8 protein-coding genes are annotated in these 14,457 nt (G+C 69.3%); 2 read left to right on the top strand and 6 right to left on the bottom strand.

Features of this window, described 5'->3' with window-relative positions; genetic code table 11:
- Window positions 1-73: 73 nt before the first annotated feature.
- The 3 genes from ACFPJ1_RS40425 to ACFPJ1_RS40415 all read right to left on the bottom strand — a co-directional run bounded on the left by ACFPJ1_RS40425 (window position 74) and on the right by ACFPJ1_RS40415 (window position 7,509).
- Complete coding sequence (locus tag ACFPJ1_RS40425; RefSeq protein WP_380111676.1) at window positions 74-4,204, bottom strand: hypothetical protein; 4,131 nt, start codon at window positions 4,202-4,204, stop codon at window positions 74-76.
- Between the two features lie 111 nt (window positions 4,205-4,315).
- A complete protein-coding gene (locus ACFPJ1_RS40420) occupies window positions 4,316-5,485 on the bottom strand; it encodes a class I SAM-dependent RNA methyltransferase (protein WP_380111675.1) in 1,170 nt (389 codons plus the stop codon).
- Window positions 5,482-7,509, bottom strand: coding sequence for an APC family permease (locus tag ACFPJ1_RS40415; protein ID WP_380111674.1), 2,028 nt, complete (start codon window positions 7,507-7,509; stop codon window positions 5,482-5,484). Before ACFPJ1_RS40415 ends, ACFPJ1_RS40420 begins: the two co-directional genes overlap by 4 nt.
- Window positions 7,510-7,608: 99 nt before the next feature.
- On the opposite strand from ACFPJ1_RS40415, the gene ACFPJ1_RS40410 reads away from it, so the two are divergent.
- Together ACFPJ1_RS40410 and ACFPJ1_RS40405 are read left to right on the top strand one after the other, a co-directional pair.
- Window positions 7,609-8,271, top strand: a complete 663-nt coding sequence (locus ACFPJ1_RS40410) for a potassium channel family protein (protein ID WP_380111673.1) — start codon at window positions 7,609-7,611, stop codon at window positions 8,269-8,271.
- The gene (locus ACFPJ1_RS40405; protein ID WP_380111672.1) at window positions 8,271-8,945 is read left to right on the top strand and encodes a potassium channel family protein; all 675 of its coding nucleotides are present in this window, start codon (window positions 8,271-8,273) and stop codon (window positions 8,943-8,945) included. Before ACFPJ1_RS40410 ends, ACFPJ1_RS40405 begins: the two co-directional genes overlap by 1 nt.
- 199 nt (window positions 8,946-9,144) lie before the next feature.
- On the opposite strand, the gene ACFPJ1_RS40400 is transcribed toward ACFPJ1_RS40405, so the two are convergent.
- The 3 genes from ACFPJ1_RS40400 to ACFPJ1_RS40390 all read right to left on the bottom strand — a co-directional run bounded on the left by ACFPJ1_RS40400 (window position 9,145) and on the right by ACFPJ1_RS40390 (window position 14,454).
- A complete protein-coding gene (locus tag ACFPJ1_RS40400; protein ID WP_380111671.1) occupies window positions 9,145-12,825 on the bottom strand; it encodes a S8 family peptidase in 3,681 nt (1,226 codons plus the stop codon).
- A 344-nt stretch (window positions 12,826-13,169) separates the two neighbouring features.
- Window positions 13,170-14,072 carry a DUF3159 domain-containing protein gene (locus ACFPJ1_RS40395; protein WP_380111670.1) on the bottom strand — a complete coding sequence of 301 codons (903 nt, stop codon included), beginning with the start codon at window positions 14,070-14,072 and terminating at the stop codon, window positions 13,170-13,172.
- Window positions 14,065-14,454, bottom strand: coding sequence for an OB-fold nucleic acid binding domain-containing protein (locus ACFPJ1_RS40390; protein WP_380111669.1), 390 nt, complete (start codon window positions 14,452-14,454; stop codon window positions 14,065-14,067). The genes ACFPJ1_RS40395 and ACFPJ1_RS40390 overlap by 8 nt, the downstream gene beginning before the upstream one ends.
- Between the last annotated feature and the right edge of the window lie 3 nt (window positions 14,455-14,457).

Below are 14,457 nucleotides of genomic sequence, written 5' to 3'. Positions count from 1 at the left end.
AGGGCCGGAACGGGCTGGTGTTTCCGCAGGTCAGAGGGGGTGCGGTCTGTTCCTGAGCAACATGCGGAAAACGCTATCTCGCCGTCGTGTACAACTTCTCCAGGTATGACGGCTGCCAATCCGGGCCGCGGTCGTTCAGCCGCCGGACCAGCCCGAGTACGTCGAGCCGCGGCTCCACCGGGTTGTCCCACCAGTCGGGCACCTGGTCGTACCACCTGTCGATCCGCACGGTCCGCCCGGCCGCGTCGATGCGCGCGAACAGCCAGCCGCCCTGCTCCCCCTGCGACTCGGCCAGCCACAGTTCCCCGAGCAACGCACTGAGCCGCTCAACCCCGTACTGCGGGTCGTCGACCTCCGGCGGCTCGAGATCGAACCGGTAAGACGGCGCGGCCGGATCCAGCACCTGCACCTGGATCGTGAACCCGGACGGCACGATCTTCGTCCGAGCCCGGCACCACTCCCGCAACGCCTTCAACGCCTCGGACTCCTTGGGCCGCGGGCGAGGCCGCTCGTACTCAGCCCGCATGGCCTCCTCGATGGACCCAGGCTCAGCCTCGACCTCAGCCGCCTCGCCCCCGACGATGCCAAGGCCCGGGATTTCCACCGCCGAACTGGCCGGCGGCGCCACCAACTCCTCCTGCCGCTCGGCAGCCGGCGACTGGTCCGGGAATGCCTCAACCTCGACCTCAGCATCAGGCGCCCCCGCAACGCCAAACTGCGGACCGACCGCATGACCCGCCGCCTGCTGCTCCGGGCCACTCGCCCAAGCAGAGTTCGCGTCAGCCTCCGCGGCCTCCTCCGGAGCTACCGCCCAGGCGGAGTCCGCCTCAGCCTCCCGCGTCTGCTCCGCGTCTACCGCCCGGGCGTGGTCCGCCTCGGCCTCCAGCGCCTGGTGGGCGGTGGCTTCCTGGCGCCAGGCCTCAACCTGCGCTTCAGCTTCACCGGTCGGCTGGTCGTCGGCGCCGGGTGCGAAGTCTTCGATCGGCCTGAACGGCTGCCGCTCCGCAGTGTCATCCAGCGCAGACCGCTGCCAGCGAGAACCTGGCTCCTCCGATCCCAAGCCGGCTTCCTCCACCGACGCGTCCACCTGCCGAGCATCCGGCTGCCGCGCATCCAACTGTCGAGCAATCGGCTGTGCGCGATCGGGCTCTGCCTCGCCCGCGTCCTCCGCGGCAAGGTCCGCAGCGTCGTCCTGGATGGCTTCGAGCGGGGCTGTCACCTCGACGTCGGACTGCTCACCCCATCCACCATCAGCCTGCTCTCGGGGCGCGACCGCCTCCGGAACGACGGCCTCCGGCACGGCGGCTTCCGGCGTGACGGGCGGCTGCTGGTCTGGTTGCTTGGTTCTGCCGGGCTCGTGGAACGGGCGCGGGCCGATCTGAATGGGTGCAGCGAGGGCGCTGAGTGCGGCCAACTGGTCGGCGTTGTAGCCGGTCATCGGTCGCAGGTTGTCCAGGTTGAACGGTTCCTCGACGTCCGCCTGAGGAGCCTCTGGCTGACCCTCAGCGGCCTGCTGAGCCGTACTCGACGCGTCGGCCAGGTGATCGGACGCGGAAGGGGCGTCGGCCGCGTACGCGGCGTTGGTCCGAGAGGGATCGTCGATCGCCTCGGCGGCCGGGTCCTGGGTGGCGGCGGCCGGGTCCTGGGTGGCGGGTGACGTGGGAGTCGGGCCGGGAGACGGGGCCGTGGTGGGAGGCGGGAGGTCGGCGAGCTGGTCGGCGGTCCAGTCGGCGTCGCCGAGGATCTCGTCGTGGAAGAGTTGGCCGTCCAGCTCGTAGGCGTACTCCCCCGGCTTCAGGTCTTCGGGCGTGATGCTGCTGAAGCCGTTGGGCGGGAGGTCGCGGATGGTGGGGCCGTCCGCGGGGGCGAAGGGCGACGGGCCGGAGGCGTAGTACTCGTCTTCTTCTGGGTCGCTGGAGTTCGAGTCGGCGTCGAGGACCGCGGCGATCTCGGCCGTCGGCTCGTCTTCGGTGCTGTTCTCGACCGACTCGTCGCTGGAGGCAGGCTCGCCAACGGAAGACTCATCAGCGGAAGGCTCGACCTCGATCGGGGCGACGAGGAGGTGTCCCTCCGTCGGCGGCTCCTCGGCCTGTTGCTGGGCGGCCAGGTAGGCGGCGACGTCCTCGACCCATTCGCCGTTGATCCACGCACCGCCGACCCACTCGCGCTCGGTCGGCGGCTGCCCACGCGTCGGTTGCTGAACAGGTTGCTCGTCACTCGCCTGCTGCGAGGCCGCAACCTGCTCGTCGTCTCCCGAATCCGGTAGTACGTCGAAGGCGTCTGTAGGTCCGTCGAAGTCCGGCTGATCCTCATCCGCATCCGGCAGTACGTCGAACGCGTCCGTCGGTCCGTCGAAGTCCGGCTGGTCGTCTTCCGCATCCGGCAGTACGTCGAAGGCGTCTGTCGGTCCGTCGTAGTCCGGCTGGTCGGACACGTAGTCCGGCTGGTCGGGGATGTGTTCCGCTTCGGCGGCGGGTACCGGATCGATGACGCCTGTGTCGTCGTCCGGGGTGGCGGACGGCTGCCCGTCCTCGATGGCGGCTGGCAGCCCGTAGTCGGTGGCGGCGGATGGGGCGGTGCCGTCCTCGACGATCGGGGTGGCTGCCGTGTCGTCGATGAAAGGGTTGAATTCGCTGGTCGCGTCGTCGGCAGCAGACCAGACCGACGGCTCGGAATGCACCTGCTGGTCCGGTTCGGGAGGCTGCTCCCGGGCGTTCCAGTCCTGCGGCGCGTCACGCCGTACGTCGGGCGTGTAGGTCGCCGCGGCGGGAGCATCGGCGAAGAGGCTCGCGTAGAAGTCCTCGCCCTCGCCTTCACCACCGACGCGCGGCGGCTCCGAGGATGGCAGCGGACCAAGTGTTGCCGGCGTGCTCAGTGCATAGGGGGTCGGCTGGGAGCGCGGCGGCTCGGCCGGCGGTTGAGGGCGCGGCGGCTCCGGAGTCTCCGGTTCCGGGCCGACCAGGCCGAGACGGGCAAGAGCCTCGCCGTCGTCGTCATCCCGCTTCTTGCGCCGGAATCTCCGCTTGCGCCCAGTGACCCCGTACTCGTCCCCACGAGCCGCTTGAGCCTCCACCCCATACTGCGACTCAGCCTCGTACTGCGACTCGGCGGGCGGCGGAGGCGGCGCATACGTCGGCTCCGGCCTGTACGGCGGCTCGGGGGCGAACGGCGACTCCGCCCGGAACGACGGCTCCGCGGTCAGCGGCGGCTCGGGCGCGAACCGCTCGGCGCCTCCGATGACCAGGTTCGCGTCGTCGCCGATCGGCTGACCCGTGAACGGACTGATCCCCGGCGGGACGACAAAGAGCTCCTCGTCCTCCTCGTCGTCATCCGCCTCATACAGGCCCGCATCGGCCTCATACCGAGCCGCGTCCGGCTCGTACCGGCCTGCATCCGCCTCATACGGAGGCACGGCCGGTTCATACCGGCCCTCGGACGGCTCGAACCGCGGCTCCGCCTGAGCCTCAGGGGCCGCAGGCTGTTCAACCGGCGCAGAAGCAACCGGAGGAGCCGCAGCAGCAGGAGCGGCAGCCTGGCCCGCAGCACCGACCACAGGATCCGCAGCGTTCCCAGTGAACTGCTGGGCCGCCACCAGCGCCGCCCGCAGATCCGGCTTCTGCGGCGACCGCGGCCCGATCCCGAGCCGGTCGAACAACTCCTGCAGCGCGTGCGGCGTCAGCCCGGTAGACCCCGCAGCACGAATCAGCCGGACCCCGATCGGCAGCAACTCATCGAGCCCGCCGAGGTAGTCGGCCCATTCCGCGGCCCACTCGATCATCTCGCGCGCGGCTTCCTCGTCCGAGGTCACCCACTCCGCGATCGGCAGGAACCCGTCGTCCAGCGGCTGCCACGGATCCCCCGGATACGAGGCGCGAGCCCACGTCCCGTTGAAGCTCCCGTACACGAATCCCAGCTGCCCCGCCGCGATCCGCCGCTTGACCTCAGGTTGCCCGATCCAGTCCGGCGACCCGGCCAGCAGGTCCGCATCGGCCGTCCGGCTGTGCTGGGTGTGGAACCCGAACAGCACCGCCCGGCCGCCCTCGAGCCGGACCATGCGCAGGTCGCTGCCGGTCTCGTCCTGGTGGTACCAGCCGTTCTCGTCGGCGTACCAGCGGCGGTCGAAGCCCGTCGCATGGGCGACCGCAGCCAGCGCGCACCAGCGGGCGCGCAGCTCCTCCGGGTCGTCCAGGTCGACGAGCGGCATCGGGTCTCCTGCTCAGGTGCCATCCAGCTCAGGCGGCCCCAGCTGAGGGCCCGCTCCGGCTCCGGGGGTCAGATCCAGGCCAGAACGGTACCCGAGACGCCCACGACCCACCTAGTCAGGTCGCGGCTCGAGCACAGCCACGCACTCTATGTGATGCGTCATCCCGAACAAATCGAACGCCCGCAACGAACTGACGCCGTAGCCGAGCTCCCCGAAGGTCTTCAGGTCCCGGGCGAGCGCGGCCGGGTCGCAGGCGACGTATGCGACCTTGCGGGGCGACAGCGCCGCGATGCGGCGTACGACGGCCTTGCCCGCGCCGGTGCGAGGCGGGTCGAGGACCACCAGGTCGACCGACTCCAGCCCTTGCCCGGCAGCGTTGTTCAGCACCTTGTCGACGTCGCCCTGCTCCAGCGTCACCGCGGGCAGATCGTGCAGGTTCCGCCGCGCGTTCTTCACGGCGTCCCGGTCCCCCTCGACAGCCAGTACGGCGCACCCCGCCTCAGCCAGGAACGCCGCGAACAGCCCGACCCCGGAGTACAGGTCCAGCGCGGTCTCCCCCGCCGCAGGCTCGAGCCCGGCCAGTACTGCGTCCACCAGCATCGACGGAGCCGCCGGGTGGACCTGCCAGAAGCCACCGGCCTCGACTCGGAACCGCCGGTCGCGCACCACCTCGACGACCCGCCCGGCCGAGTTCTCGTCGGTCAGGACGGCGGTCTTGCCCTCCGACGACACCACCGCCTGAACCGAAGAGGCCCCTGGCCACCGCTGGTCGAGCACCGGCGGGGTGTCCGGGTGCGCGATCAGGCACCGGTCGATCGGAACCAGGTCGTGCGAGCGGTGTGCGAACATCCCGGGCCGGCCGCCGACCACGGCGTACCGCATCCGGGTCCGCCAGCCGAGCCCGTCGTCGCCGGGTGACTCCATCACGACGTTGCGCTCGATGCCGCCGATCCGCCGCAGCGTGTCCGACACGACGGTCGCCTTCAGCCGGCGCTGCTCGACGATGTTCGCGTGCTGGAAGTCGCAGCCGCCGCAGCGCCCCGGTCCGGCGTACGGGCAGGGCGGCTCGATCCGGTGCGGCGACGGGGTGAGGACCTGTACGGCGTCCGCCCGCAGGTACTTCGCGTTCTGCTCGGTCACCCGGGCGTGCACGAGCTCCCCCGGCAACGCGTGCCGGACGAACACCACCTGGCCCTCGTAGCGCGCGACACAGTGCCCGCCGTGCGCTACCGGTCCCACCTCGAGCTCGAGTAGCGTCCCGACGATCTCTTCTGCCGTCACCGGTCTCCTGAACTCTTGCGCGCGCCGCGCCGTACCTGGCCGGCTACGCGTTCTTCACGGTCCTGCCGCTCCTCAGCCGCCTGCGAAGAGATCAGCTGGTACGGAACGGACGTAACCATCACACCAGGTGTGAACAAGAGCCGGCCCTTGAGCCGCAGCGCGCTCTGGTTGTGCAGGATGTGCTCCCACCAGTGTCCGACCACGTACTCGGGGATGTAGACCATCACTACGTCCCGCGGCGACTGGCGCCGGATGTCGCGGACGTACTGCAGGATCGGCCGGGTGATCTCCCGGTACGGCGAGGCCAGCCGCTTGAGCGGTACGGGGATGTCCCGGCGATCCCACTCGGCCTGCAGCAGCTCCGACTCGTCGCGGTCGACATCGACCGTCACTGCCTCGAGCATGTACGGCCGGGCCGCCTTGGCGAAGGCCAGCGCCCGCAGGGTCGGCTTGTGCAGCTTGGAGACCAGCACGATCGCGTGCACCCGGGCCGGCAGCATCAACTTGTCGCCGGCGTCGACAGCCATCTCGCGGCCGACCGTGTCGTAGTGCTTGCGGATCCCCTTCATCAACACGAACAGCACGGCCATCGCGATGATCGCGATATAGGCGCCGTGGGTGAACTTGGTGACCAGCACGATCACCAACACGATGCCCGTCAGCGTCAGGCCGACCGCGTTGATGCTCCGCGACCGCATCATCTGCCGGCGCTTGGCCGCGTCGGTCTCCGTCTTCAGGTGCCGGGTCCAGTGGCGGATCATGCCGAACTGGCTGAGTGTGAACGAGACGAACACCCCGACGATGTACAGCTGGATCAGCTTCGTCACCTCGGCGTCGAACGCGATGATCAGGCCGATCGCGCAGAGCGCCAGCAGGATGATGCCGTTGCTGTACGCGAGCCGGTCGCCCCGGGTGTGCAACTGCCGGGGCAGGTACCCGTCCTTGGCCAGGATGGAGGCCAGCACCGGGAAGCCGTTGAACGCGGTGTTCGCGGCCAGCACCAGGATCAGCATGGTCGCGCCGATCACCAGGTAGAACCCGGGCGGGAAGTTGGAGAAGACCGAGTCGCCGATCTGGCCGATCACCGTCTTCTGGTTGTAGCTGTCGCCGACCGGTTCGCCGTTGAGGAGGAGCTGGGTCGCGGGATCCTCGGCATACCGGAGCCTGATCTTGTCCGCGAGGAAGATGATGCTCATCAGCATCGTGATGGCGATCGTGCCGAGCAGCAGCAGCGTGGTCGCCGCGTTCTTGCTCTTCGGCTTGCGGAACGCCGGTACGCCGTTGCTGATCGCCTCGACACCGGTCAGCGCGGCACACCCGGACGAGAAGGCCCGGGCCAGCAGGAAGGCCGCCGCGAGCCCACTGAACACCTCGTGCCCGGGTTCGGGCTGGATGTCGAACTGGGCGCTGTCGGCCAGCGGCAGGTTCCCGGCGGTGAGCCGGATGATGCCCCAGATCGCCATCCCGATGATGGACGCCATGAAGATGTACGTCGGGATCGCGAACAGCGCGCCCGACTCCCGGACGCCGCGCAGGTTCAACGCCGTCAGGATCACCACCAGCCCCACCGCCAGCGGGACCTCGTGGCCCGCCAGGAACGGCAGGGCGGACTTCGCGTTCTGCACGCCCGAGGAGATCGACACCGCGACGGTGAGCACGTAGTCGACCATCAGCGCGCTGGCCACGGTGAGGCCGGCGTTCGGGCCGATGTTGACCGTGGCGACCTCGTAGTCGCCGCCGCCGGAGGGGTACGCGTGCACGTTCTGCCGGTACGACGCGACCACGACGAGCATCACGAACGCGACCAGCAGGCCGATCTTCCAGGAGAACGAGTAGGCCGCCAGACCGGCCAGGGACAGCGTCAGGAAGATCTCGTCCGGGGCGTAGGCGACCGACGACAGAGCGTCACTGGCGAACACCGGGAGTGCGATCTTCTTCGGAAGCAGCGTCTCGCCGAGCTGCGTACTGCGCAGCTTGCGTCCGATGAGGATGCGTTTGCCGATATCGCCTAGAGCGGGAGTCACACCGGTGATGTTAGAGGGATGTGAGGGCCGGTGTAGCGTCTATCCCTGCCGAACCCGATGCCAGCGGCCCCTGTGAGAGGGGCAAGGAGTGATCACGGAGTGCACGTCGTCATCATGGGCTGCGGCCGCGTCGGGTCGACGCTCGCCCGCACGCTCGAGAAACGCGGCCACACGGTCGCCATCATCGACCAGTCCGCCGACTCCTTCCGCCGTCTGAGCCCCAACTTCTCCGGCCGCACCATCACCGGTATGGGCTTCGACCGTGAGGTGCTGATCGAGGCCGGGATCGAGGACGCCGAAGCCTTCGCGGCGGTCTCGAACGGCGACAACTCCAACATCCTCGCCGCCCGGGTGGCGCGGGAGAACTTCGGCGTCGGCAACGTCGTCGCCCGGATCTACGACCCCGGCCGCGCCGAGGTCTACCAGCGGCTCGGCATCCCCACCGTCGGCACGGTGAAGTGGACCGTCGACCAGATGATCCGGCGGTTGCTGCCGAGCGGTTCGGAGCCCGAGTGGCGCGATCCGTCCGGCACCGTCCGGCTGGCCGAGGTGCACGTGCACTCCGGCTGGGTCGGCCGGCTCGCCCTCGACATCGACAAGGCCACCGGTGCCCGGGTCGCGTTCCTGACCCGGCTCGGCGAAGGTCTGCTGCCGAAGGCCGACACGGTCATCCAGGAGGGTGACCTGGTCCACGTCGTCATGCTGGAGCGCGACGCCGAAGCGATCGAGTCCCAGCTAGGTACCAAGCCTGAGGAGCTGTGATGCGGGTAGCCATCGCCGGCGCGGGGAACGTCGGGCGATCGATCGCGGCGGAACTGCTGGAGAACGGCCACGAGGTCCTGCTGATCGACAAGGACCCGCGCGCGATCAAGGCCGAGTCCGTACCGCGCGCGGAGTGGTTGCTCGCCGACGCCTGCGAACTGTCATCGCTGGAGGAGGCCGCGCTGCAGCGGTGCCAGGTGGCGATCGCGAGCACCGGTGACGACAAGACCAATCTGGTCGTGTCGCTGCTGGCCAAGACCGAGTTCGGCGTACCGCGGACCGTTGCCCGGGTCAACCACCCGCGGAACGAGTGGATGTTCAACGAGGCCTGGGGCGTGGACGTGTCCGTCTCCACCCCGCGGATCATGTCCGCGCTGGTCGAGGAAGCCGTGTCCGTCGGCGACCTGGTCCGCCTGTTCACCTTCCGTCAGGGCGACGCGAACCTCGTCGAGCTCACCCTGCCGGAGGACTCCCCGATGATCGGCCTCCGCGTCGGCGACATCGACTGGCCGATCGACACTGCCCTGGTCACCATCATCCGCGAAGGCCGCGTCCTCCGCCCCGACCCCGACGGCACCCTCGAACTCAACGACGAACTCCTCTTCGTAGCCGCCGACGAAACCGAAGAACAACTGGAAGACATGCTCTCCCCCCACCACCACCGCCCCCAGTAACCCCGCCGGGCGCCCTACTCAGGGCACGGCTGTACCGAACGACAGGAAGAGGTCGCTCGCGACACCAACCTCCGCACCTGCCGAGGTGGTCGAGGCGCACAGAGCACGCAGTACGTCCTGTCGTTCCGTACGCCGCGGCGCAGGGGATTTGGAGGACGTGCTGGGTGAGGGAGAACCGCCACCCAGCACGACCGAAGGGTTACTTCAGGCCGAAGGCCCTGGTGATCTGCTGGTTGATGCTGGCTCCTGAGCCGTCTTCCGCGTGGGTCCGCAGGGTGACGAAGGAGGCCGAGCGGGGAGCGTCGAGCCGGGCGGTCCAGCCGTCCGGCGTTTGCTTCAGAGAAGCCCGCAGCCAGGTCTTGCCGTCGTCGTACGAAACGTCGACCGATGGCTGCCGCAGCCCGTTCGTCGACGAGTCGACCGACCACATCGGGGAGATGGTCAGGTCGTCGCGGCGACCGGCTCGGCCCGCCGCGTCGGTGTCGACCGAGTAGTCGAGCTGGATCAGCGACACCGGAGCCGCCTCGGCGACGGCACCCGAGTTGAAGCCCCACTCGGTCCGCGTCGCGGTCGAGTACGGGTTCGGGAAGGTGCCGCGGGTGTTGTCCACCACCAGCCGGTACGGCAGGCGCTCGGGCTTGAGGCCGGACACGTTCAGCTGATCGCGGTCGGCCTCGGACACCAGCGTCGAGCCCTGGAAGAGGCTCACCTTCTGGGTGAGGTCGAAGTTGCCGAACGCCGTGCCGTAGTGGTCGCCGCCGGATCCCCAGCCGGGCGCGACGATGGCGAGACCATCCTCGAGCCGCACCGGCGAGAGACCCTTGCTCAGCCGCGGACGCTGGATCGGCCCGAACCAGTCAACGGCCGTACGACTACCGGCCCGATAGGCGGTCCAGCCCGCGTCGGCCTGCTGGAGCTCCCGCACGATCTCCGCGTGTCCCTGGTACGGCACGCCCGCGGTGACCCACTCGGTCCGCTCGCCCTGCGCCGCCGTCCCCCAGGTGTTCATTGAGGACTCCCAGTCGACGTTCCACACGTCGTACCGGTTCTCTGTCACCTGGCCCTGGCGGAAGTTCCGGTACGAGAGGTCGAGCCGGGCCAGGTCACGCGAGCCCGGCCGGTACGACGGGTCAACCGGCACGTGGTCCGAGAAGTGCGACACGTCGTACTGGTAGGCCATGGCCGGGTTCGAATCCACGGTCAGCGTGCGCTTGCCGTGCTGCAGCTGGGAGATCAGCTGCTCGCCCTCGTCGTGCGTCACGGTCGCGACCGTGATCGGCGGCGGGTTGGGTGCCCAGATCGAGTCGCCCCACGGCGACAGTTTGCCGATGCCGTCGTTCACCACCACCAGCAGCTTGGCGCCGGCGGCCGCAGCAGCAGTTGCCTGGTCCTGCAGCGAGACGCTGTCGTTGCGCCGTACTACGACCGCCTTGCCCCGCTCGTCGACCGTCTTGCTCGCGGCCGGGCCGCCGTCTCCGGCGAACACAGCGTCGAGCTGCTGCTTCCCCTTAGGCAGCGGAGTCGCCGCCTGACGGACCCTCAGGTCAGGGAACGACAGGGACGAAGCGGCCAGCGTCAGAGCGGGCTGCTCCATCCGCCAGCGAGCGCCGGCGGTGAAGGTGCCGTCGGTGACCTTTGCCGTGGGCAACACCCAAGCGCTGTCGTAGCTGGGATCCGGCCAGCGGGACGATCCGACCGAGAAGTCCCGGCCGAAGTCGCGATAGGTGTTCACCCGCACCTCACCCAGGCTGGTCGCCTGCGGAGTCACCACCTTCAGCTGCCGGGCCTTGCGCGCGTCGTACGTGACCGTCCGGTCCTTGTCGAGGTGGATGTCGAGCAGCGTCAGTACTGCGAGGCCTCGCGACGACGGCCCGTTCGCACCTTCCACGTCCGCGGTCAGCCAGGTCGTGTAGTCGCCGGGCGGAAGGCGAAGCTCGGTGCCGCCCTCTTCGACGGTGAACTGGCCGTACGAGCCCCGGCCGATCAGGATCGCGTCACCGGCCAGCGGGCGGCCGCTGCGGTCCTTGGCGTTCAGGGTGAGCTGGTAGCGCTCGCCTTCCCGGCCGATACCGATCATCGTGCTCAACTGCAGGCCGTTGGCGCCGGTAGCGATCAGGCGGCCGGACAGCTGCTTGTCCACCGGTGCCACCTCCACCTTGGCGGTCAGAGTGACGTCCGCCGTCCCGTGCGCGGGGACGGTGACCTTCGGCGTCGACAGCGTGAACAGGCCCGCCGGGGCGTCGTTCACCTGGGTGGACAGATCCAGTACGACCGGCGCATCACCGGTGTTCGTGTAGGTGACCACGCGGTCCACGGACTTGCCGGCCGCGACGGGCCAGCCGTAGAAGCCGGAGTACGCGCTCGACGTGGCGAACACTGACGACTTGCTGGTCGCGGCGATGTCCAGGCGCCCGTTGCCACCCTGGTACGGGATGTACTGCGGCGTCGGCTTCGCAGTACTCACGATCGCGTTCTTGAGCTGCTGCCCGGTCCAGTCCGGGTGCTGCGCGGCCAGCAGGGCCACGGCTCCGGCGACGTGCGGCGTCGCCATCGAAGTACCGCTCATCAGCTGGTAGGAGCCGGTGCCTTCGGCCGCGTACTGCGATCGCGCGGCGAGGATGTCGACGCCAGGGGCGGTGATGTCTGGCTTCAACCCGCCGTCGCCCACCCGCGGGCCCCAACTGGAGAAGTCGGCGAGCTTGTCGGCGCCGTCCACGGCACCCACGGTCAACGCCGACTCGGCGATTCCGGGCGCTGTCGCGGTGTAGTACCCGGGTCCGTAGTTGCCAGCGGCAACCGTGAAGAGGGCTCCGGTCTCGGCGGACAGCTCGTTCAGCGACTGGCTGATCGGGTCGGTGCCGTCGGTCGGCCCACCGCCGAGGCTCATGCTGACGACCTTGGCGTGCTGGTCGCGCGCGGCCCACTCCATCCCGGCGATGATCCAGGACTCCTGGCCGCTGCCCTCGTTGTCGAGCACCTTGCCGATGTGCAGCCGGGCGCCCGGCGCGACGCCGCGCTCGACTCCGCCCGACGCGTCACCCGTGCCGGCGATGGTGGACGCGACGTGGGTGCCGTGTCCCTGCCGGTCGGTGACGTCCACGCCCGGTACGAAGCTGGTCGACGCGGTCACCCGGTCGTCGAGGTCCGGGTGCTCCAGGTCGACGCCGGTGTCCAGTACTGCGACGTCCACGCCCTCGCCGGTGTTGCCGCCACGCCAGACCTCCGGCGCGCCGATCTGCGCCGTACTGTCGGCGAGGTCGGCCTTGAACTTGCCGTCCAACCAGACCTTGGCGATACCGCCGGTGAAGGTGGCCGCGCCGGTCGAGCGGGCGGTGCTCCCGGCTGTCAGTGAACGCCAGAAGTCCGCGGTGTCGTTGGTGGTGAGGGCGGCGCCCTGGATGCTGCTCAGGGCACGCTGCTTGCGGGCGCCGTCCGGCACGGCCTGCTGCCGCGAACGGGTGGCGGCGTCCGTGTAGGTGACGATCAACGGGAGGTCGCCGCGGTAGCCGTCGGCGAGCAACCGGGTCACGTTGAAGAGGTCCTCGTCCAGCAACTTCGCGGCGAGGTACCGGCTCGCGGATCGCGGGTAGACGTAGGTGTCGTCTCCCTTGACCCGCAGATCGTGGTCAGCCAGGCGGCCATCCGGGCCTGTCACGGTGTAGTTCTTCTTGCCGTCGGCGCCGACGGTGACCTTGACCTGGTCCCCGGTGATCAAGGTGATGGTCTGCGGTGCGGCCTGGCCTGCCGATACGTCGTACGAGCCGGGCGAAGCGGGTGGGGGCGACGCGGCGGCGGAACCGCCGGTCACGGACGCGGCAACGGCCAGGACTGCCGCCGAGATGGCAGTCAGCCTCCGACCGCGGCCAGAGCGTGGTGTCACGAATGCCTCACAGAGTGTCTACGAATGGTCGCGAAATCGTAGGCTTCCTTCACACCCGCAACTAACACTTTCCCCTGACCACTTTGGCCACGTCACTCTTGCGACATCGGTGGTACACCCCCACACCGCCGCGAGGTAGTCAGCCGGTCGGCTCGCCTAGGAGGTGGTCAGGCGGCCCGGCTGGCCTCACCAGAAGTCCACTCCGCGCCGCTACACCAGCACCGTGTACCGAGCGACAGGAAGACGTCGCCCGCGACGAAAGCCTCCACACCTACCCAGGCGGTTGAGCCGCACAGACAACGCAGTACCACCTGTCACTCCGTACGCCGCTCGCGTGGGAGGTACTACTTCTTGTTGCCTCGGAGGAGGTGGGTCACGTGGTCTCGGGCTTCGTCCCACTTGTCGGGTGGGAGGGAGCCTCGGAGGACTGCGTAGGCGAGCCAGAGGGCCAGGGCGTAGAGGGGGAGGCCCATGCCTACCTTTGCGATGCCGAGGGCGTTGAGGCTGCCGGTGAGGTAGAGCGGGACCTGGACGACCAGGCGGATGGCGAAGAGGCCGACGAAGACGAGGGTGGCTCGGCTGAAACCCTTGAGCATGGCTGGGTCTTTGCGCCAGGCCGTGCCGGTCTGGGTGATGACTCCGTAGAGCACGCCGAACAGCGGCCAGCGGAAGAGGACCGTCAGCAGGTAGAGGAGGCCGTACCCGAGGTTGATCAGGAGGCCGGGGAGGTAGACGTCTTCGGCTCGGCCGCTGCGGTTCGCCACCCAGGCGGAGATGAGGACGCCGACGAAGCCGCCCGCCACATTGCGGAGGGGCTGCCTGCGGACCAGCCGGAGCAGCGCGACCGCGGCGCCGGAGACGACGGCGACGAGCAGGGCCAGCTTCAGGTTGTGGTCACTGGCGCCGTAGACGATCAGGAACGCGATCCACGGCAGGCCGATGTCGAGCAGCGCGCCCCAGCCACCGAGCGCCTGGAAGAAGTCCTTGTCCGTGGTCGCCGGCTTCGCGTCTGTCTTCGCGGACTCGGCCTCATCGGCAGCGGTCTCAGCTGCAGCACCCGAGGCAGCAGCATCGGAGGTAGCAGGGCCCGAGGTATGAGGCGAACCGTCGCCGGTCGAAGAAGAGACGTCAGCCTCAGGGCCCATCGCCTCGGCGGCTTCGAACTCGGGCTTGAGGATCTCGACGAGCTTCTCGTTCAGGTCCTCGTCGAGCTGGTCGCGGCGGCTGCCCTGGGTCTGGTCAGCCATGCGCGGCCGTCGGACGGAGCTCGTACTTCGGGTTGAACATCACCCGGTCCCCGTCCACGACACCGATCCGCCCGGACGCGATCAGCTCCGATCCGGGGTGGATGCCGGCGATCTTGCGCCGGCCGAGCCAGATCAGCTTGACCGTGCCGGTGCCGTCGTACAGCTCGCCCTCCAGGGCCGGTACGCCGCCCCGCGGGCTGAAGGTGATCGTGCGCAGCGTGCCGTACAGCGTCACCATCTCCCGGTCGTGACAACCGGTGATGGACCGCGCGCCACAGTCGTGCGCGTAGTCCTGGAGCACCTCGGCGTCCTGCTGGTCGCGGTCACCGGCCAGCCCCTTGAACGCGCGCTTCCACATCCCCGCGGGTTTCTCGCTACCCATGAG

It is taken from the genome of Kribbella qitaiheensis (genome assembly GCF_042657745.1).
GTDB lineage: Bacteria > Actinomycetota > Actinomycetes > Propionibacteriales > Kribbellaceae > Kribbella > Kribbella qitaiheensis.
This window is presented reverse-complemented; position numbering and strand designations above follow the sequence as displayed.